The following is a 19133-nucleotide window of genomic DNA, read 5'->3' on the forward strand; positions in this document are numbered from 1 at the left end:
CGGGAGGCCGGGCAGGACGTCGGGCAGGATGCCTGGCGGAGGCGGGGTCAGGACAGGGGGCCGGGCGCGGCTCAGCCGGCGAGGGCGGGGCGGCGGCGGTCGGCAGGGCTGTCCATGGTGTCCAGGCGGCGCAGGATGATGCCCTCGCGCAGCGCCCACGGGCAGACGTCCAGCTCGTCGAGGCCGAACAGGTCCATCGCGGCGTCCGCGACCAGCGCGCCGGCCAGCAGCTGCTTGGCCCGCCCCTCGGAGACGCCGGGGATCTGCGCCCGCTCGGCGACGGTCATGTTGGACAGCCGCGGCAACCAGGCGGACAGCCCGCTGCGGGTCAGCCGGCGGTCCGCGTACGGGCCGGCGTCGGCGGGGGCGGCGCCGGTCATCCGGGCGAGCTGCTTGAAGGTCTTGGAGGTGGCGACGGCGTGCTGCGGCGGGCCGAGCCGGGAGATCTCGCCGACCACGGTCGCCATCTCGGCGCGGATGTGGCGTCTCAGCTCGCGCAGCCCGTCCGGGTCCGCGACGTCCCCCGGCAGCCAGCGGGCGGTGAGCCGGCCGGCGCCCAGCGGCAGCGAACAGGCGACGTCCGGCTGCTCGTCCAGGCCGCAGGCGATCTCCAGCGAGCCGCCGCCGATGTCCAGGTTCAGCAGCCGTCCGGACGACCAGCCGAACCAGCGGCGGACGGCCAGGAAGGTGAGCCGGGCCTCGTCCTGGCCGGAGAGCACCCGCAGCTCGACGCCGGTCTCGGCGGTCACCCGGCGCAGCACCTCCTCGCCGTTGGCGGCCTCGCGCACGGCGGAGGTGGCGAACGGCAGGATGTCGACGACGCCCTTGTCCTCGGCGACCCGCAGCGAGGAGGCGACGTGACCCACCAGCCGCTCGACGCCGGCCTCGCTTATCGAGCCCTCGTCGTCCAGCAGCTCGGCCAGCCGCAGCTCGGCCTTGTGCGAGTACGCGGGCAGCGGGGCGGCCCCGGGGTGGGCGTCCACCACGAGGAAGTGGACCGTGTTGGAACCTACGTCGAGCACACCGAGTCGCATAACTCTCCACGCTACGCGATTCGGCCCCGGGGACGACCGGTTGCGACGGTAATCACGCTGGTCCGGGCTCTCGGCGCCGGCTTCTCCGCGTCGGCTTCTTGGTGCCGGCCTCCCGGCGTCGGCTTCTCCGTGTCCGCTGCTCAGTGCCCGCGCGGGCCGGAGCCGTGCGCGGTGCGGCAGTTGGCGTCCACCCAGCGGCGGGCCGGGCCCGGGGTGTCGGTGATCAGGCCGTCGGCGTCCCGGGCGGCCATCAGCTGCCAGGACTCCTCGTCGTCGAGCGTCCAGACGTACACCTGGCGACCGGCCCGGCGCTCGGCGGCGATCCGGGCCGAGCTGGCCAGCGAGGAGTCCAGGGCGATGCCGCGCAGCGGCAGGTCACCGGGGTCCTCGGCGATCGCGGCGCCCTGGATCAGCACCACCGGGAGGGCGGGCGCCACGGCGTGGGCCTGGCGCAGGTGCTCCGCCGAGAACGAGTACAGGATGACGTGCGCGCCGCTGCCGGCGGCGATCCGGGCGATCCGGGCGACGTCCTCGGCGCGCTGCCACTTGATCTCCATCAGCAGCGTGACGCTGCTGCCCGCGATCCGCCGGAGCAGCTGCTCCAGGGTGGGGACCGGCTCGGCCGGGCCGGGGCCGATGGTCACCCGCAGGTCGGCGACCTGAGCGGCGGTCAGGTCGGCGACGGCGCCCTTGCCGTTGGTGGTGCGGTCCACCGTGGCGTCGTGCATCAGCACCGGGACGCCGTCCCTGGTGGTCTGCACGTCGGTCTCCAGCCAGTCGGCGCCCTGGTCGAGGGCGGTCTCGAAGGAGGCCATGGTGTTCTCGGGGGCGTTGAACGGGGAACCCCGGTGACCGGCCACCACCGGCCCCGCGCACAGCGGCGGGACTGCCTCCGAGTGGGCCCGCAACGCGGGGCCGGAGGCGCACCCGGCGGCCAGGACCGCGAGGGCGGCGAGGACGGCCGTCTTGGCGGCGCGGGGCGAGGCGGTCACGGGTCGGGGCTCCAGCTCTTGCTTCGGGTGCTGTCTTCGGTTCGGCGCGACGGGTCCCGCGGGTCGTGCGGGTCTCGCTGGTCCTGCGGGTCGTGCGGGTCGTGCGGGTCGTGCGGGTATCGCTGGTCCTGCGCCGGGTCATCCAACACAGGTCGGCACGAGATCACCAATTGATCTGACAACCTGACAGTGCCATCCGGTTCCCCCTGCCCTGCGCCCGCCCCGCCGCACCCCGCCCGATACGCCCCCGGGCGCGCACCGGGCAGGCATCGGACGGGTACGCACTTCAGCTCACAACAACCCGTCCCACAACTGCTCCACGATGACGGCCCACCAGTTCTCCGGGTCGTCGAAGACCGTCCCGTCCAGCTCCGCCAGCGCGCGCTGCAACGCGTCCACCGCCGGGCCCGCCGCCACCGGGTCCAGCCCGCGCAGCGCGGGCAACCGCTCGGCGAACAGCGCCAGGCAGCCGACGAACGCCCGCAGGTCCGCGTTGCAGTGGCGGGCCGTCGCGTAGTCCGGATCGACCGCCCGGACGGCGCCCGACACCGAATCCACCGTCACCAGTGCCCAGCCGTCCGAGCCCAGCACCAGCTGGGAGGCCAGCGCCGAACGCTCCCGCTCCGCCGCCCGGGCGCCCCGGCCCGACTCCGTGAGGCGCGCCGCCAACGGGGGCAGCACGCCGCCGCCCGTCCGGACACCGTCCGCGATCGCCTCCGCGCCCGGGTGGTGCAGCGCGAAGAACCCCTCCACGGACACCGGCAACCCCACCGCCGACAGCAACCGGGCGGCGTCCCCGGGCAGTTCCGCCCGCGCCACGTCCGCGGGATCGAAGCGCCGCACCCCTGCCGGGCCGAACCGCTCCACCAGCCGCGCCGCCAGTACGGCATCCGGCTCGGCCGCCGCCCGGGCGGGTTGCGCCGGCCGCGGGAACGGCACCCGGTTGCGGGCCGGACCGTCCTGCGGCGCGGGCAACGCCCGTACCGCCGCCGCCCGATGGTCGAACCTCGGCCCGTACGGCAGGTCGTACCCCACCCTGACCGCAGGCAGCTCCGCCGCCAGCGCATGCGCCCAGTAGCCGCCGGGCAGCGCACTCATCCGCAGGTCGGTCCGGACGGCCAGCACGTCCTCGGCCGCCACCCCCTGCTCGCGCAGCCACCACCAACCGCGCAGCGCCGGGTGCGGCAGCCCGGCCGCCGACCGCAGCGCGAGGGAGCGCACCTCACCGGCGCCGTCCCGGTACGTCAGCTCCGCCCAGGTGCCGCGCCCGGTCACCGGCGGGCGCGCCGGGTCGTACCCGCCGGCGCCCACGAAGTCCCGGTACAGCCCGACCACCTCGTCCACCGGCACCGACGGCCACACCGTGAACCGCCCGGTCTCCCGGTCCACCACGCCGCACGCCGCTCCCACCTCCTCGGGCGCCCGCCGCTCCCCCGTGCGCGGATCCACCTCCACCCGCGCCGGCTCCGCCCACACCACCCAGCCCAGCTCGAACTCGTGCGCACACACCCGCCGCACCGCCCCAGCCCCCTGCGGCAGCTCCCCGTTGATCCACCGGCCCGCCACCTCCACCGCCCAAGCCCGCGACGTCACACCCACACCCCGTCCACTCCCACTCCCACTCCCTGAGCCAGCAACCCCACCCAGACCAGCCGGGCGAATATAGAGACCGGTCTACCTAGCCCGCCCCCACCGCCGCCAGCCCCTGCACCGGAAGCCACCCCGCACGACACCATCACCCCGCGGCCGAATATGACGACCGGTCTACAGACCCCACCCAGGCCACCAACGAGCCCCACACAGACCCCCCGCAACGACCACTCCCCGCCCGCCGGAGCACCTGCGCCGCACAGCCGGCCGATCGCGGCCAGGAAGCAGTCGATTACTATCCGACACCAGAAATGCTGTCGGATACGCATGCCCCGGGCGGCGCCCCGGGCCCGACTGCAGGGGGGACGCATGGCGAATCCTGGTCTCGTTTTCCCGGGGACGGATCACTCCGGCTGCTCGGAGAAGAACTCTGCGTCCCTCATCGCGATGGGACAGGCCATCGCCGGAAAGCCGATCACATGAACACCACGATGAACACCTCCGCGGCGTTGTCACTGGCCAAAAGGTCCGCGGTTGCAGCCGTGCTGGCGATCACGACGCTGGCCCTGAATGCCTGCGGGGTGGACACGGTGCAGGAGCGGTCGAAGCCCACGATGACGCAAGACCAGGCGAAGAAACTGATCGACAGCTACCAGACGGACATTCTGGCGAACCTGCCCATCAAGCCGGTGTCGAGTCCAACCTCATTCAGCGATCTGGAATGCGACGCCAACGACGTCGACCCGCACGGCCGGAAGCAGACCTGGCGGTCCGCCACCTTCGATGACCTCCAACTGCCCGACAGGACGCGAGCTGCGGACACCTTTCGCACCTACCTCACCGGACGGGGCTTCCAACCGGTGGAGTCCGACGCCCATATCGGCTGGCTGAAGATGAAGAACCCCAAGGACAACTTCGTCGCCATCCTGGACGACGCCGGCGACACGAGCCGCACCTTCCAACTGGAGGTCATCTCCCCCTGCCTCTGGCCCGACGGCACCCCGCTGGCCTGATCCGATTCCCCCCGCGGGCCCGCCACTTCCGAGCGGTGGGCCCACGACTTGCGGGCAGCTTCCACAACACCGACCCCTTGAGGCTGCTGTGTGCGCAGGAAGTCGGCCCATCCGACTTCCTGCGAAGGCCGGCCTTCTGTCGGCCGCCGGCGAATATGACGACCGGTCTACATAGGCCGCCCGGGCACCGCACTGCACGTGCACAGGAAGTCGGCCGGCCCGACTTCCTGTGCAGGACGCAGCGCCGGAGGGCGCGAGGTGGCGAGGGAATATGACGACCGGTCTACATATTTTTCCCTGGGTGGGAGGCGCGGGAGGCGCCTCCGCGCGCAGGAAGTCGGATGGGCCGACTTCCTGCGCGGGATGGGTGACTCCCAGAGGTCATGGGGTGGGGGTGAGATCGAGGGGGTGGCCTTCGGGGGTGAGGGCGATGGCCCAGAGGCCGTGGGTGGCGGGGTGGAGGGGGGTGGGGCTCCGGCGGGCGAGTTGGTGGTCGAGGTAGGTGACGGTGTCCTGGTGGTTGACGGCGTTCCAGGCGTGGGGGCGGCCGTAGGTGTCGCGGGTGAGCAGGACGGCCTGGGAGCCGTGGCCGGCGCGGCGCAGTTCGGCGGTGAGGCGGCCGAAGGCGTGGTCCCCGTCGCCGAGGTCGCGGAAGGGGGCACCCAGTTCGCGTTCGGCGCGGTCGCGGCCGCCGCGTTCGCCGGCGTCACCCTCGGTGGGGATGCGCGGGGCGGCGCAGGTGGGGTGTCCCGAGTAGCCGTCGACGGCAGACAGGGCGATCTCCAGGCTGTTGTTGGCGCGGCCGGGTTCGCGGTATCCGCCGTCGTTGACGGCTTCGGCCCAGTCGCCGGCGGCCGGGTCGGGGTGCCGCAGCGGGCGGCCGTCGGCGTCCCGGGGAGCACGGCGTTCGACCTCGGCCTGGTGCGCGGGGTCCACGGGGGCGAGCCCGCCGGGCAGGCCGTACGGACGGCTGTCGGCGATGGTGCGCAGCCGGGCGGACGGGTCGTCGGCGGGGGCGTCGCCGCGTCGGGCGCGCAGGGCGAGCTGGAGGGCCAGCGCGTGGGCGGTGGCGACCGGGACGGCGCCCCAGGCGAGGGCGGTGTCGGCGGCGGGTACGGCGCTGTCCTCCCGGCGGCGGCCGTCGACGTGGTGGGGTTCGGGGCGGCCGATGACCGGGGTGGTGCCGACGACCGGCGGTGCTGCCGGGGGTGCCGGGGCGGTGGCCGGGCCGCCGGGCGCGGCGCCGGGGTGCGGCGCGGCGCCGGTGCCGGGAGTGCCCGGGGTGCCGGCGGGGGTCCGGGGGGCGGTGGTGCCAGGGGCCGCGACCACCCCGGAGGGAGCGGCCGGACCGGACGGGCCGGCCGCTCCGACGACTCCGACGGCGGGCGCGCCCGCGCCGATGCCGCTGCCGAACGGTGCCGCCGCGTGGCCGGCCGGTCCGCCACCACCCGCGAGCGGGCCGGGCCCGACCAGGCCGGTGGCCGCCGATCCGCCGCCGAGCGGACCGGCGGAGGACGGCCCCGGGTAGGACGGGCCGTACGGTGCGCCGAGCTGGCCCGTCACCCCGACCGCGCGGAGCACCGACGGTGCCTCCGGGCCCGGCCCGTACGAAGGAGAGGCGGCGGGTGCAGTCGGCGCGGGCGGGGCGAGCACGGAGTCGGTCCGGACGGTCACCGGGGCGCCCCCGCCGCCCCCGCCGCCCCCGCCGCTCGGGTGGGCGGGAGCGGCGGCAGCGGCCGGAGCCGCGGGCTGGAGCTGGTAGTCGCCCTCCGACCAGCCGGATCCCCCGCCCTGGTGGACCGGGCCGGTACCCCGCGCCGGGGCGTTCCCGTGGGCGGGCGGCGACCAGTCGGCGCCGGACGAGCTCATGGGCGCGACCCCGCCGGTGGCGTACGAGGCCCCCGTCGCCGCGACCGGGGCAACCCCGCCGGTGGCGCCCCGGGCCCCGGCGACCACCGGGTCCGCCGCACCGCCGACCACCGGCCCCGCGTCCGGCGCGAGCCCCGGAACGGCACCCGGCACGACCCCCGGTACGCCCCCCGGCACGACCGCGCTCAGCACCTTCGGATCCGCCGCGCCGTCCCGCCGGTCCCGCCCGGCCTTCGTCTCCACCCCGTCCAGCGCCGTCAGGTCCGACAGGTCGGTCAGGTCCGCCAGCGGCAGCCCGTGCACCTCCTTGCCGTCCCGGCCGGTCAGCACGGGCTGCCCCTGCCCGTCGAGCCGTACGCCCAGGTCCGCCACGCCGACGACCGGCCGGCCGTCCGGCCCCGGGACCACGAGCAGCCCGGCCGCGTCGGGGACGGGCGTGCCGTCGGCCCGGAGGATGACCGGTTTGCCGTCCGGCCCGAGGACGGGCTTCCCGGCCGGGTCGAGCTTGACCGCGAGCCCGGGCACGCCGACGACGGGCCGCCCGTCCCGCCCGGCGAGCAGGACCAGCCCGGTGCCGTCGGTGCCGAGCACGCCCGGTTCGGCGAGGGCGGCGGGCAGGCCGGCGGCGCGCGGGTCGAAGGTTCCGCCGGGGGTGCGGTACGAGGCGCTGGTGACGCCGGTCCCGGCCGGCCCGCCGAGCCGGAGCAGGGCGACGGCGGCCGGGTCCTTGAGCGCGGTGTCGAGGGCGTCCTTCATGCCGCGGCCGAGTTCGTCGAGCAGCCCGCCGATCTTCAGCCCGGCGGTCTCGACGGCGAGCGCCGCCACGGCCTGGGCGGCTTGCAGGGTGGCGGCGTTGCGCAGGTCGGTAGCGAGTCCGCCCACGGCCTGCTGGATCCCGCCGACCACGCCGCCCTTCGCCGCATCGGAACTCTTCGCCGCATCGGAACTCTTCACCGCACCGGAGCTCTTCGCACCACCGGCATCGGCACCGGTGCCGGAAGCAGCAGCAGAGGCAGCCGCCTCCCGGGCCTTGGCCGCCTGCTCCTCCGCCTGCTTGAGCTCGGCGGCGAGCTGGCGCAGCGTGGCGATGATCTCGGCCTTGCAGCCGTCGACCGCCCGCGCCGCCGTGTCGAACGCCCCGGCGACCAGCCCGACGGCGGCGTGCGCGTCGTCCAGGTGGCCCTTGCCCCCGCCGCTGAACGCCCGCCAGTACGCACCGAAGGCCTCGACCGCGCGGCCGGAGTTGTCGGCGGTGACGCGCTGGACGGATTCGCCGCAGAGCCGGGTGAGGCGGTCCGCCTCGGTGCCGAACTCCCGCCAGAGTCCGGCGGCGCGACGCAGCCCGTCCTCGTCGGCCTGCGGCCAGTGGCGGCCGGTCCTGGCCAGGACCGGGACCAGTTCCTCGGGCAGTTTCAGGGCCACGCGTTTTCCCCCTTCTCGACCTGCGAGCTCCGCGGCGTCAGGCCGACATGTCCTTGGGGACGGCCGGCGCCGGCCCCGGGGTTGCCGCCACCGCCGGATTCCCGGTCCCCGCCTTCGGACGCCCCACCGCCACCGCCGGACTCGCCACCGCCGGATCCGCCCCGACCCGGCCCCCCGGCCCGAAGCCGGCCGCCGCCGTGGTGTCGGCGTCGCTGACGCGCTCCGCCATGGTGTGCAGCCCGGTGCCGACCTGTCCGAGCCGCCCGGCCAATCCCCTGAGCCCGGCCGCGAGTTCACCGTGCGCATGCCCGTAGACCGCGGCGAAGCCGCTGCCCGGCGCGTCCGTCCCCCAGGGGGTGCCGAGCGCGCCGAGGCCGCGCTCCAGCGCGCCGACGGCCTTGCCCAACTCGCGCCCGATCCGCTCGAACTCCCGCCCCTCGCCGTGGAGTTCCCACGGCTTGATGACGAATTCCCCGCCCTCGGCGCTCCCCCTGGTCCCGCTCCCGCCGCCTGCCATCCCGTACCTCCCGGTACCTCCCCGTCGCGGACAGGCCGCCATCCTAGGTGCGCCGCCGACCCCGCCCGCACCGCCCGCCGGACGTCTTCACCCGCCCTTCACCACCCCGCCGGAAGCACCCCACCGGAACCACCCCGATGACCACCGCAGCTACCGCCCGACCACCACCCCAACCACCACCCGACCATCGCTCCCCCGGCCAAATCACCGCAAATACCCCGACCGCAGGCCCTCGGCAGCCCCCGAAGGCTCTACCCTTGCCGGGTGGCAGCAGCAGAAACGTCCAAGAAGAAGTCCAAGGTCAAGGTCAAGGACAAGACCGAGAACTCCCCGGCCCCGGTCGACCTCGCCATGCCGACCCTGCGCCGCGAGCTCCCGCGCGACGAGGTCCCGCTGGACTTCCCGCGCGCCTGGGTCGAGTTCGTCGACCCCGACGACGAGGAGCAGGTCTTCCGCTGCGACCTGACCTGGCTCACCTCCCGCTGGGGGTGCGTCTTCGGCCAGGGCTGCCACGGCATCCGCGAGGGCCGCGGCGAGTCGGACGGCTGCTGCACGCTGGGCGCGCACTACTCGGACGAGGACGACGAGAAGCGCGTCCTCGGGCACGCGGCACGGCTGACGCCCGAGCTGTGGGAGAACTTCGCGCACGGCACCGACGCCAAGGGCCGGATCCGGTCCGACGACGGCGTCACCATGCTCGACGAGGACGGCGACCGCCAGACCCGCCGGATCAACGGCGCCTGCATCTTCGTGAACAGCCCCGGTTTCGCGGGCGGCGCCGGCTGCGCCCTGCACGCGCTCGCGCTCAAGGAGGGCCGGGAGCCGCTGGAGACCAAGCCGGACGTCTGCTGGCAGCTGCCGATCCGCCGCACCTACGACTGGATCGACCGCCCGGACGACACCCGCTACCTCCAGGTCTCCATCGGCGAGTACGACCGCCGAGGCTGGGGCCCGGGCGGCCACGACCTGCACTGGTGGTGCACCGGCAGCCCGGCGGCGCACGGCGGCCCGGACCCGGTGTACGTCAGCTACCGCCCCGAGCTCACCGAGCTGATGGGCAAGGCGGCGTACGAGGTGCTGGCCGGCCTGTGCGCGGAGCGGATCGCCACCAAGGGCGACCGCAAGGTGGCCCCGCACCCGGCCGACCCGGCCACCCCGGCCAGGAAGCCCAAGCCCACGTCCAAGTCCAAGCTGGCCTGACGCCCGAATCCCCCACCCGCCACCGCCGTTGCCGGGGACAGCAGCCCCGGCAGCCCCCACACCCGGTTACTTGTCGATGTCCCCGACCACGAAGAACATCGAGCCGAGGATCGCCACCATGTCCGCCACCAGCGTCCCCGGCAGCAGCTCGGTCAGCGCCTGGATGTTGTTGAAGGACGCCGAGCGCAGCTTGAGCCGCCACGGCGTCTTGTCGCCGCGCGAGACCAGGTAGTAGCCGTTGATCCCGAGCGGGTTCTCCGTCCAGGCGTAGGTGCTCCCCTCGGGGGCCTTGAGCACCTTGGGCAGCCGCTGGTTGACCGGCCCGGCCGGCAGGGTGGCGAGCTTGTCGAGGCAGGCGTCGGCCAGGTCCAGCGAGTTGACCGTCTGCTCCAGCAGGCACTCGAAGCGGGCGAGGCAGTCGCCCTCCTCGCGGGTGACGACGGTCAGCACCTGCCGCAGCTCCTCGGTGCCGTACGCGAGGTAGGGCTCGTCGCGGCGCAGGTCGAGGTCGAGGCCGCTGGCGCGGGCGATCGGGCCGCTGACGCCGTACGCCTCGGCCTGGGCCCGGGTGAGCACGCCGACGCCGGCGGTGCGGGCGCGGAAGATCTCGTTGCCGAGCACCAGGTCCTCGAAGACCGGCAGCTGGGAGCGGACGACGGCGACGGCGGCGCGGACGCGGCCGAGCCAGCCGGCCGGGAGGTCCTCCTTGAGGCCGCCGACCCGGTTGAACATGTAGTGCATGCGGCCGCCGGAGGCCTCCTCCAGGACGTGCTGGAGGTCCTCGCGGCCGGTGAAGGCGTGGAAGATCGGGGTGATCCCGCCGAGCTCCAGCGGGTAGGAACCGAGGAACATCAGGTGGTTGAGCACCCGGTTGAGCTCGGCGAGCAGGGTGCGGATCCACACCGCCCGCTCGGGGACCTCCATGCCGAGCATCCGCTCGACGCCGAGTACGACGCCGAGTTCGTTGGAGAAGGCGGAGAGCCAGTCGTGCCGGTTGGCCAGCATGATGATCTGCCGGTAGTCGCGGGCCTCGAACAGCTTCTCCGCGCCCCGGTGCATGTAGCCGATCACCGGCTCGGCGGTGACGATGCGCTCGCCGTCGAGCACCAGTCGCAGCCGCAGCACGCCGTGCGTGGCGGGGTGCTGCGGGCCGATGTTGAGCACCATGTCGGTGGTGCCCGCCTCGCTGGTGAAGTTCTCGGCTCCCGCCCCGATGCCGACCGTGGTCTCCCTCATGAGGTCAGAGTCTGCCATCCCACCAGGGTTTCCAAGCTCGTCGGTACCGGCATGCGGACGGCCTGCAAGACCCAGCCGAAGGAGCCGAGCCCGGCACTGTCGGTGAGCTCGGCGCCCTCGCCCGCGCCGGAGAGCGCCCGCAGGTAGGCGACCGGGTCGGTGGAGGCCAGGGCGAGGGCGGGGCGGGCACCGCTCACGCCGAGCGCGCGCAGTGCCTCCCGTTGCGTCGTCCACAGGCTGTGGAGACCGGGGGCGGCGGCGGAGTCGAGGGCGACGTGCGCGGTGACGTCGCAGGAGCCGTCCGGCACCGGCGCGACCTCGCGGCCCTCCCGGAAGCCGGTGCGGGTGGCGAGCGGCGGCCGGCTCCCGGCCAGGTGCCCGTAGTCGACGGCGACGGCCAGGCCGCGGTCCAGCCCGGCGACGGCCCGCGCCCAGGCGGCGTCCCGGGGGCCGCCGAACTCCACGAAGTCCCCGGGGCGGCGCACCGGCCACCAGCGGGCGGCCCAGGCGGCGTCGGCGTCGGAGACCGGCCCGCCGAGCCGTTCCTCCCCGGTCGCGGTGTCGACCTCGACGTAGCGCAGCACCCCGTTCCCGTCGACCTCCCCGGCGTCCAGCGGCACGTTGTCCAGCCACTCGTTGGCGAACAGCAGCCCGGTGAGGCCGCGCGGCAGCTCGTCCGTCCACAGGGCTGTGGACGGCAGGTGGGCCGGCCGGTCCGCGATCTCCACGCCGTACGGGCGCAGCCGGTCCCGGACCTCGGCGGGCAGCGCGTCCAGCACGCCGAGGAGCAGTTCGCCGCGTCCGGCCCCGACGTCGACGAAGGCCAGCTCCTCCGGACGGCCGAGGGCCGCGTCAACCTCCAGCAGCAGCCGTGCCACCGCACGGGCGAAAAGCGGTGAGGCGTGCACCGAGGTGCGGAAGTGCCCGGCGGGGCCCTCCGGCCTGCGGTAGAAGCCGCCGTCCGGGTCGTACAGGGCCTGTTCCATGGCGGGCGCCCACCGCATCCAAGTCATGGAGCGGGACGCTACCGGCCTCCGGGGAGCCCCTCGCAACCGGAGCGAACCGGGGCAGGGGCGTCTCCGACCTACGGAGTAGGACGGATCGCCCTACCGGCGGACCTGGGCACCTCGCGTGACTGCCTACGCTGGAGACGTGCATCGACTCAACGCCTGGCTCCGCCGTCACCCCATGGTGGTCGACGCCGCCTGGGCGGCGATCGTGCTGCTCTTCAGCCTGCTGCCGAACGACAGCTTCCCCGAGGGCTGGCGTTTCGACGCTCAGATCCTGCTGGCCGTGCTGCTGCCCGCGCTGATGGTCTTCCGCCGGCGGTACCCGGACGTCACCGTGGCGGCCGCCGCCGGGGTCGGGCTCGGCCAGGTGGCCGCCGACGTCGACCCGGCCGCCTCCTCCATCGCCTACCTGGTGTTCGCCTACACCGGCGCCGCGTTCGGGCAGGCCTGGACGTCCCGGCTGGCGCTGGCGGCGGGGCTGGCCGCGGGTCCGCTGGTGTTCTGGCGGCTGCACCCGAGCAAGACGCACCTCTCGGAGGACGGCAACACCGTCATCCAGACCCCGTACAGCGTGGGCGAGGCGGCGTTGCTCATGCTGCTGATGAGCACGCCGTTCATCCTCTGCTGGGCGTGGGGCCGGCTGACCAGGGTGCGCCGCGCCTACCTGACCGAGTTGGAGGACCGCGCGGCCCGGCTGGAGCGCGAGCGGGACGCGCAGGCCAAGGTGGCGGTCGCCGCCGAGCGGGCGCGGATCGCGCGCGAGCTGCACGACGTGGTCGCGCACAACGTCTCGGTCATGATCGTCCAGGCCGACGGCGCCGCGTACGTGCTGGACAACTCGCCGCAGCAGGCCAAGGAGGCGCTCGGCACGATCGCCTCCACCGGCCGGCAGGCGCTGGTCGAGATGCGCCGCCTGCTGGGCGTGCTGCGCACCGCCGACACCGCCGAGGAGTACGTGCCGCAGCCGGGCGTCGAGGAGCTGCCGGAGCTGCTGGAGCAGGTCCGCACGGCCGGGCTGACGGTGGACTACGCGACCTCCGGGGACCCGCGCGAACTGCCCCGCGGCGTCGAGCTGACGGTGTACCGGATCGTCCAGGAGGCGCTGACCAACGTCCGCAAGCACGGCGGCCCGCACGTGCACGCCCGGGTCGCGGTCGACTTCGGCGAGCGCGAACTGGCCGTCCTGGTCGAGGACGACGGGCGCGGCACCACCGACGAGCAGTTGGCCGCCGGCGGCACGGACGGCCTCGGGCACGGCCTGATCGGCATGCGCGAGCGGGTCGGCATGGTCAGCGGCAGCCTCGACGTGGGCCCGCGCCCCGGCGGCGGCTTCCGGATCCGCGCCGTGCTCCCGCTCAAGGCGGCACACTGACCCCCTGCCTGTTCTCGGAGCTTAGGAGCCACCTTGACCATCCGCGTGATGCTTGTCGACGACCAGGAGCTGCTGCGCACCGGTTTCCGGATGATCCTTCAGTCGCAGGGCGACATCGAGATCGCCGCCGAGGCCGGTGACGGCGCCCAGGCCCTGGAACGGCTGCGGCACACGCCGGTGGACGTGATCCTGATGGACGTCCGGATGCCGCGCCTGGACGGCGTGCAGGCCACCCGCCGGATCTGCCTCGCGGACGACGGCAGCCCGCTGCCGAACGCCCCGCACGTGCTCATCCTCACCACCTTCGACCTGGACGAGTACGCCTTCGCCGCGCTCAAGGCCGGGGCCAGCGGCTTCCTGCTCAAGGACGTGCCGCCGACCGAGCTGGTGGCCGCGATCCGGGCGGTGCACGGCGGGGACGCGGTGGTCGCGCCGACCACCACCCGCCGCATGATCGACCGCTTCGCCGAGGTGCTGCCCACCCCGCACAGCGCCCCCGGCTCGGACGTCCTCGGCCCGCTCACCGAGCGCGAGCGAGAGGTGTTCCTGCTGGTCGCCCAGGGGCTGTCGAACGGGGAGATCGCGGCCCGGCTGGTGCTCTCCGAGGCGACCGTGAAGACGCACGTCGGCCGGATCCTGGCCAAGCTCGACCTGCGCGACCGGGTGCAGGCCGTGGTCCTGGCGTACGAGGCGGGGCTGATCCGGGCCGGCGCAGCCGACTGAAACCCCGCCGGCCGCCCGTAGAATGGGCCGGTACGTCCGGTACCCAGGGTGGACCGGAACGGAGATCAGGACAAAGGTGGACGCGTGAGTCCGTCCGACTTCGCCGACCACGGCGAGTTCGCCCCGCTCGCCGACGGCTTCGGCGACCCGACCGACCCGGGCAACCGGCCGGCCCGGCTGGCCGTCGGCGTGGTCGGCACCGGCCGGGTCGGCCCGGCGCTGGGCGCCGCCCTGCAACTCGCCGGGCACACCGTGGTCGCCGCCTCCGGGGTCTCCACCACCTCCCGCCGCCGGGCCGAGGCGCTGCTGCCGGGCGTGCGGATCGTCACCCCGCCGCAGGTGCTGGCCGCCGCCGACCTGGTGCTGCTCACCGTGCCCGACGACGCGCTGGCCGACCTGGTGGCCGGGCTCGCCGCGACCGGCGCGATCCGCCCCGGGCAGCTGGTCGTGCACACCTCCGGCGCGCACGGCGTCGCCGTCCTGGAGCCCGCGACCCGGGTCGGGGCGCTGCCGCTGGCACTGCACCCGGCGATGACCTTCACCGGCACCTCGGTGGACCTGGACCGGCTGGCCGGCTGCCCGTTCGGGGTGACCGCGCCCGAGGAGCTGCGGCCGGTCGCCGAGGCGCTGGTGGTGGAGATGGGCGGCGAGCCGGAGTGGGTCCCGGAGGACGTCCGCCCGCTGTACCACACGGCCCTCGCGCACGGTGCGAACCACCTGGTCACGCTGGTCGCGCAGGCGATGGACCTGCTGCGCACGGCTGGCGTCGCGGAGCCCGGCCGGCTGCTCGGCCCGCTGCTGGGCGCCGCCCTGGACAACAGCCTGCGCTCCGGCGACGCGGCCCTCACCGGCCCGGTCGCCCGGGGCGACGCGGGCACCGTGCGGCGCCACCTGGCGCAGCTCAGTACGGTGTCCCCGGACATCCCGGCGGCGTACCGGGCGATGGCCCGCGCCACCGCCCAGCGGGCGCTCGCCCGCGGGACGATCGACGAAGCGTCGGCGGCGGCGCTGCTGGACGTACTGAACGAGGAGAAGCCGTAGAGATGGCACGCGGAAAGCAGCCGGGCAAGGCCCAGCGGACGCCGAAGGTCCACCGGGCCGTGGTCACCCGTACCGTGGACGACTTCGAGGCCGCGTTCTGGCCGGACGAGCAGCCGGTCGACAACGCCGTCGTGATGACCATGGGCGCCCTGCACGAGGGCCACGCCGCGCTGATCCGGGCCGCCCGCAAGCAGGTCGGCCGGGACGGCCGGGTCGCGGTGACGGTGTTCGTCAACCCGCTGCAGTTCGGCGCGAACGAGGACCTGGAGCGCTACCCGCGCACCCTGGACGACGACGTGCGGCTGGCCGAGGAGAACGGCGCCGACGTGGTCTTCGCGCCCTCCGTCGACGAGGTGTACCCGAACGGCGAGCCGCAGGTGCGTCTGTCGGCCGGCCCGATGGGCGAGCGCTTCGAGGGCGCCACCCGGCCCGGCCACTTCGACGGCGTGCTGACCGTGGTCGCCAAGCTGCTGCACATCACCGACCCGGACTTCGCGTTCTTCGGCGAGAAGGACGCCCAGCAGCTGGCGGTCATCCAGCGGATGGTCGCCGACCTGGACTTCGACGTGGAGATCGTCGGCGTGCCGACCGTCCGCGAGGAGGACGGCCTGGCGCTGTCCTCGCGCAACCGCTACCTCTCCGAGGCGGAGCGCGGCCACGCCCTCGCGCTCTCCAAGGCGCTGTTCGCCGGCCGCGACGTGGCCGCGCAGGGCCCCAAGGCCGTACGGGAGGCCGCCTCGGCCGCCCTGGACGGCGCCGAGGGTGTCACCCTTGACTACCTCGCCCTGATCGACCCGCACGCCTTCACCGAGGCGCCGGACGACTTCCAGGGCGAGGCGGTGCTGGCCGTCGCCGCGAAGGTGGGCACCACCCGCCTGATCGACAACGTTCGCATCATCGTTCGGTAAGACCGGTTCGAAGTACTCCCCTTCAGGCATGCACTCACAGGAGGCGTGACCCGCAATGCTCCGCACCATGCTCAAGTCCAAGATCCACCGGGCCACCGTGACCCAGGCCGACCTGCACTACGTCGGCTCCGTCACGGTGGACGAGGACCTGCTGGACGCCGCCGACCTGCTCCCCGGTGAGCTGGTCCACATCGTCGACATCAACAACGGTGCCCGGCTGGAGACCTACACCATCGCCGGCCCGCGGGGCACCGGCGTGATCGGCATCAACGGCGCCGCCGCCCGTCTGGTCCACCCCGGCGACCTGGTCATACTCATCGCCTACGGGCAGATGGACACGGCCGAGGCCAAGGGCTACCAGCCGAAGATCGTCTTCGTGGACGAGCAGAACCGGATCACCGGCCTGGGCGGCGACCCGGCCGATGCGCCGGAGGGCAGCGGACTGCTCCGCGGCGACGCGGCGTACGGTGACGGCAACGGCGCGGCCACCGCCGTCGCGCACTGAAGGAGCCACTGAAGTCATGTCCGTCACGCAGCGCCTCACCGCCCCCGCTCCCGGCTGGACCACCACCACCGACGTGGTCGTGGTCGGCTCCGGGGTGGCCGGCCTCACCGTCGCCCTCAACGTCCGCAAGGCCGGCCTGCGGGCCTTGGTGGTCACCAAGGCGATGCTGGACGACGGCTCCACCCGCTGGGCCCAGGGCGGCGTCGCCGCCGCCCTGGGCGAGGGCGACACCCCCGGCCAGCACCTCGACGACACCCTGGTGGCCGGCGCCGGACTCTGCGACGAGGAGGCCGTCCGCACCCTCGTCACCGAGGGCCCGGACGCCGTCCGCCGGCTGATCGCCACCGGCGCCGACTTCGACCGCGGCGACGACGGCGAGATCCTCCTCACCCGCGAGGGCGGCCACCACCGCCGCCGGATCGTGCACGCCGGCGGGGACGCCACCGGCGCCGAGATATCCCGCGCCCTGGTCGCCGCCGTCCGCAGCGACCCCGGCATCGAGCTGATCGAGCACGCCCTCGTCCTCGACCTGCTCACCGACGCCGACGGCCACGCCGCCGGCCTCACCCTGCACGTCATGGGCGAGGGCCAGCGCGACGGCGTCGGCGCCGTCCGGGCCCGCGCCGTGGTGCTCGCCACCGGCGGCATGGGCCAGGTCTTCTCCGCCACCACCAACCCGGCGGTCTCCACCGGCGACGGCGTGGCGCTCGCGCTGCGGGCCGGCGCCGCCGTCACCGACCTGGAGTTCGTCCAGTTCCACCCCACCGTGCTCTGGCTCGGCCCCGAGGCCGAGGGCCAGCAGCCGCTGGTCTCCGAGGCGGTCCGCGGCGAGGGCGCCCACCTGGTGGACGCGGACGGCGTCCGCTTCATGGTCGGGCAGCACGAGCTGGCCGAACTGGCCCCGCGCGACATCGTCGCCAAGGCCATCACCCGGCGCATGCAGGAACAGGGCGCCGAGCACATGTACCTGGACGGGCGGCACTTCGGCGCCGAGATGTGGGAGCAGCGCTTCCCGACCATCCTCGCCTCCTGCCGCGCCAACGGCATCGACCCGGTCACCGAGCCGATCCCGGTCGCCCCGGCCGCGCACTTCGCCTCCGGCGGCGTCCGCACCGACCAGCACGGCCGCACCACCGTCCCCGGCCTGTACGCGTGCGGCGAGGTCGCCTGCACCGGCGTGCACGGCGCCAACCGGCTGGCCTCCAACTCGCTGCTGGAGGGCCTGGTCTTCGCCGAGCGGATCGCCGCCGACCTGGCCGAGCGGCACCGCGCGGGCGAGCTGCCCGAGCGGTCGGTGGACGTCGCCGCCGCGCGGGCCGCGCGCCCGGTGCCGCTGCCCCCGTCCGAGGCGCGCGCCGAGATCCAGCGGCTGATGTCGCGCGGCGCGGGCGTGCTGCGCTCGGCCGCGTCGATGGCCGACGCCGCGGCCGGGCTCGCGCTGATCGCCGAGCAGGCCTACGCGCACGTCGCCGAGGAGAAGCCCGCCGACCCCCGGGTGGAGACCTGGGAGGCCGCCAACCTGCTGCTGGTCTCCACCGCACTGGTGGCGGCCGCCGCACAGCGTGCGGAGACCCGCGGCTGCCACTGGCGCGAGGACTTCCCGGAGCGCGACGACGCGCACTGGCGCCGCCACCTGATCACCACCCTCACCGCCTCCGGCGACCCCGTCAGCACCCCTGAGGAGCAGTAGAACCATGACCCACTCCCACGAGGAACTCCCCCTGGCCGACGCGCAGGGCGGCGGCTGCGGGGACGGCTGCGCCTGCGGCGACGGCGAGGGCTACGAGACCGGCCTGGACCCGCAGCTGGCCGAGCTGCTGGAGGAGGCCGGGCTGGACCCGATCGAGGTCGAGGACGTCGCCACCCTGGCGCTGGCCGAGGACCTGGCCGGCGGCGAGGACGTCACCTCGGTCGCCACGGTGCCCGCGGAGGCCGTCGCCACCGCCGACTTCACCGCCCGCGAGGCCGGCGTGGTGGCCGGCCTGCGGATCGCCGAGGCGGTCGTCTCGCTGGTCTGCGAGGAGGAGTTCGAGGTCGAGCGGCACGTCCAGGACGGCGAGCGGGTGGAAGCCGGCCAGGTGCTGCTCTCGGTCCGCTCCCGCACCCGGGACCTGCTGACCGCCGAGCGCAGCGCGCTCAACCTGCTCTGCCACCTGTCCGGCATCGCCACCGCCACCCGGGCCTGGGCGGACGCCCTGGAGGGCACCGGCGCGGTCGTCCGGGACACCCGCAAGACCACCCCGGGCCTGCGCGCGCTGGAGAAGTTCGCGGTGCGCTGCGGCGGCGGCGCCAACCACCGGATGGCGCTCTCCGACGCCGCCCTGGTGAAGGACAACCACGTGGTCGCGGCCGGCGGCGTGGCCGAGGCGTTCCGGGCCGTCAAGGCCGCCTACCCCGACCTGCCGGTCGAGGTCGAGGTCGACACCCTGGAGCAGATCCCGCCGGTGCTGGAGGCCGGGGCCGACCTGATCCTGCTGGACAACTTCACCGTCCCGCAGCTGAAGGAGGCCGTCGAACTGGTGGCCGGCCGGGCGCGGCTGGAGGCCTCCGGCGGACTGACCCTGGCCACCGCGCGCGAGGTCGCCCAGACTGGTGTCGACTACCTGGCCGTGGGCGCGCTCACGCACTCCTCGCCGATCCTGGACATCGGCCTGGACCTGCGCGCCTGATCACCTGATCGCCCCTCACGCAGAAAGCGCCT

At 74.6% G+C, this 19133-nt stretch carries 16 protein-coding genes; 9 read left to right on the plus strand and 7 right to left on the minus strand.

Going from position 1 to position 19133, the window contains the following annotated elements; translation table 11 throughout:
* Window positions 1-71 precede the first annotated feature (71 nt).
* The 3 genes from ABTY15_RS01320 to ABTY15_RS01330 all read right to left on the minus strand — a co-directional run bounded on the left by ABTY15_RS01320 (window position 72) and on the right by ABTY15_RS01330 (window position 3619).
* Entirely contained in the window at window positions 72-1034 is a 963-nt protein-coding gene (locus ABTY15_RS01320; RefSeq protein WP_350574285.1) for a Ppx/GppA family phosphatase, read from the minus strand.
* A 140-nt stretch (window positions 1035-1174) separates the two neighbouring features.
* A complete protein-coding gene (locus ABTY15_RS01325) occupies window positions 1175-2026 on the minus strand; it encodes a glycerophosphodiester phosphodiesterase (protein ID WP_350574287.1) in 852 nt (283 codons plus the stop codon).
* A 291-nt stretch (window positions 2027-2317) separates the two neighbouring features.
* Window positions 2318-3619, minus strand: coding sequence for an SUKH-4 family immunity protein (locus ABTY15_RS01330; RefSeq protein ID WP_350574289.1), 1302 nt, complete (start codon window positions 3617-3619; stop codon window positions 2318-2320).
* Window positions 3620-4095: 476 nt separating this feature from the next.
* Here ABTY15_RS01330 and ABTY15_RS01335 point away from each other — a divergent pair, with 476 nt between their 5' ends.
* A complete protein-coding gene (locus ABTY15_RS01335) occupies window positions 4096-4629 on the plus strand; it encodes a hypothetical protein (RefSeq protein ID WP_350574291.1) in 534 nt (177 codons plus the stop codon).
* Window positions 4630-5010: 381 nt separating this feature from the next.
* Here the strand turns inward: ABTY15_RS01335 and ABTY15_RS01340 are convergent, their stop codons facing one another.
* Window positions 5011-7920 (minus strand): toxin glutamine deamidase domain-containing protein, encoded by a 2910-nt coding sequence (locus ABTY15_RS01340; protein WP_350574293.1) that lies wholly within the window; start codon window positions 7918-7920, stop codon window positions 5011-5013.
* A 37-nt stretch (window positions 7921-7957) separates the two neighbouring features.
* Window positions 7958-8437, minus strand: coding sequence for a hypothetical protein (locus ABTY15_RS01345; RefSeq protein WP_350574295.1), 480 nt, complete (start codon window positions 8435-8437; stop codon window positions 7958-7960).
* A gap of 351 nt (window positions 8438-8788) precedes the next feature.
* Between ABTY15_RS01345 and ABTY15_RS01350 the strand changes: the two genes are divergently transcribed.
* Window positions 8789-9637, plus strand: a complete 849-nt coding sequence (locus ABTY15_RS01350) for a DUF3109 family protein (protein ID WP_350574580.1) — start codon at window positions 8789-8791, stop codon at window positions 9635-9637.
* Between the two features lie 66 nt (window positions 9638-9703).
* On the opposite strand, the gene ABTY15_RS01355 is transcribed toward ABTY15_RS01350, so the two are convergent.
* Together ABTY15_RS01355 and ABTY15_RS01360 are read right to left on the minus strand one after the other, a co-directional pair.
* Window positions 9704-10873 carry an NADH-quinone oxidoreductase subunit D gene (locus tag ABTY15_RS01355; protein ID WP_350574297.1) on the minus strand — a complete coding sequence of 390 codons (1170 nt, stop codon included), beginning with the start codon at window positions 10871-10873 and terminating at the stop codon, window positions 9704-9706.
* Window positions 10870-11886 (minus strand): SAM-dependent methyltransferase, encoded by a 1017-nt coding sequence (locus tag ABTY15_RS01360; RefSeq protein WP_350574299.1) that lies wholly within the window; start codon window positions 11884-11886, stop codon window positions 10870-10872. The genes ABTY15_RS01355 and ABTY15_RS01360 overlap by 4 nt, the downstream gene beginning before the upstream one ends.
* Window positions 11887-12025: 139 nt before the next feature.
* Between ABTY15_RS01360 and ABTY15_RS01365 the strand changes: the two genes are divergently transcribed.
* From ABTY15_RS01365 to nadC, 7 genes are all read left to right on the plus strand, one after another.
* A complete protein-coding gene (locus ABTY15_RS01365; RefSeq protein WP_350574301.1) occupies window positions 12026-13255 on the plus strand; it encodes a sensor histidine kinase in 1230 nt (409 codons plus the stop codon).
* A gap of 33 nt (window positions 13256-13288) precedes the next feature.
* On the plus strand, window positions 13289-13978 hold the full coding sequence (locus ABTY15_RS01370) for a response regulator transcription factor (RefSeq protein ID WP_350574303.1): 690 nt from the start codon (window positions 13289-13291) through the stop codon (window positions 13976-13978).
* Window positions 13979-14155: 177 nt separating this feature from the next.
* Window positions 14156-15019: a Rossmann-like and DUF2520 domain-containing protein gene (locus ABTY15_RS01375; RefSeq protein WP_350574582.1), complete on the plus strand. Its 864-nt coding sequence runs from the start codon at window positions 14156-14158 to the stop codon at window positions 15017-15019.
* 2 nt (window positions 15020-15021) lie between these two features.
* Complete coding sequence (panC, locus tag ABTY15_RS01380) at window positions 15022-15927, plus strand: pantoate--beta-alanine ligase (RefSeq protein ID WP_350574305.1); 906 nt, start codon at window positions 15022-15024, stop codon at window positions 15925-15927.
* 55 nt (window positions 15928-15982) lie between these two features.
* Window positions 15983-16432 (plus strand): aspartate 1-decarboxylase, encoded by a 450-nt coding sequence (gene panD, locus ABTY15_RS01385; RefSeq protein WP_350574307.1) that lies wholly within the window; start codon window positions 15983-15985, stop codon window positions 16430-16432.
* A 16-nt stretch (window positions 16433-16448) separates the two neighbouring features.
* Window positions 16449-18122 carry an L-aspartate oxidase gene (locus ABTY15_RS01390; RefSeq protein ID WP_350574309.1) on the plus strand — a complete coding sequence of 558 codons (1674 nt, stop codon included), beginning with the start codon at window positions 16449-16451 and terminating at the stop codon, window positions 18120-18122.
* 4 nt (window positions 18123-18126) lie between these two features.
* The gene (gene nadC / locus ABTY15_RS01395; protein WP_350574313.1) at window positions 18127-19101 is read left to right on the plus strand and encodes a carboxylating nicotinate-nucleotide diphosphorylase; all 975 of its coding nucleotides are present in this window, start codon (window positions 18127-18129) and stop codon (window positions 19099-19101) included.
* Window positions 19102-19133: the final 32 nt, after the last annotated feature.

The sequence above is a fragment of the Kitasatospora sp. NPDC097643 genome, assembly GCF_040302625.1.
GTDB lineage: Bacteria > Actinomycetota > Actinomycetes > Streptomycetales > Streptomycetaceae > Kitasatospora.

What these genes read in the sequence shown, in the direction of transcription:
- ABTY15_RS01320 (WP_350574285.1), bottom strand. Translation starts at nt 1,034, where the DNA reads ATGCGACTCGGTGTGCTCGACGTAGGTTCCAACACGGTCCACTTCCTC.
- ABTY15_RS01335 (WP_350574291.1), top strand. Translation starts at nt 4,096, where the DNA reads ATGAACACCACGATGAACACCTCCGCGGCGTTGTCACTGGCCAAAAGG.
- ABTY15_RS01345 (WP_350574295.1), bottom strand. Translation starts at nt 8,437, where the DNA reads ATGGCAGGCGGCGGGAGCGGGACCAGGGGGAGCGCCGAGGGCGGGGAA.
- ABTY15_RS01350 (WP_350574580.1), top strand. Translation starts at nt 8,789, where the DNA reads ATGCCGACCCTGCGCCGCGAGCTCCCGCGCGACGAGGTCCCGCTGGAC.
- ABTY15_RS01355 (WP_350574297.1), bottom strand. Translation starts at nt 10,873, where the DNA reads ATGAGGGAGACCACGGTCGGCATCGGGGCGGGAGCCGAGAACTTCACC.
- ABTY15_RS01360 (WP_350574299.1), bottom strand. Translation starts at nt 11,886, where the DNA reads ATGACTTGGATGCGGTGGGCGCCCGCCATGGAACAGGCCCTGTACGAC.
- panC (WP_350574305.1), top strand. Translation starts at nt 15,022, where the DNA reads ATGGCACGCGGAAAGCAGCCGGGCAAGGCCCAGCGGACGCCGAAGGTC.
- panD (WP_350574307.1), top strand. Translation starts at nt 15,983, where the DNA reads ATGCTCCGCACCATGCTCAAGTCCAAGATCCACCGGGCCACCGTGACC.
- ABTY15_RS01390 (WP_350574309.1), top strand. Translation starts at nt 16,449, where the DNA reads ATGTCCGTCACGCAGCGCCTCACCGCCCCCGCTCCCGGCTGGACCACC.
- nadC (WP_350574313.1), top strand. Translation starts at nt 18,127, where the DNA reads ATGACCCACTCCCACGAGGAACTCCCCCTGGCCGACGCGCAGGGCGGC.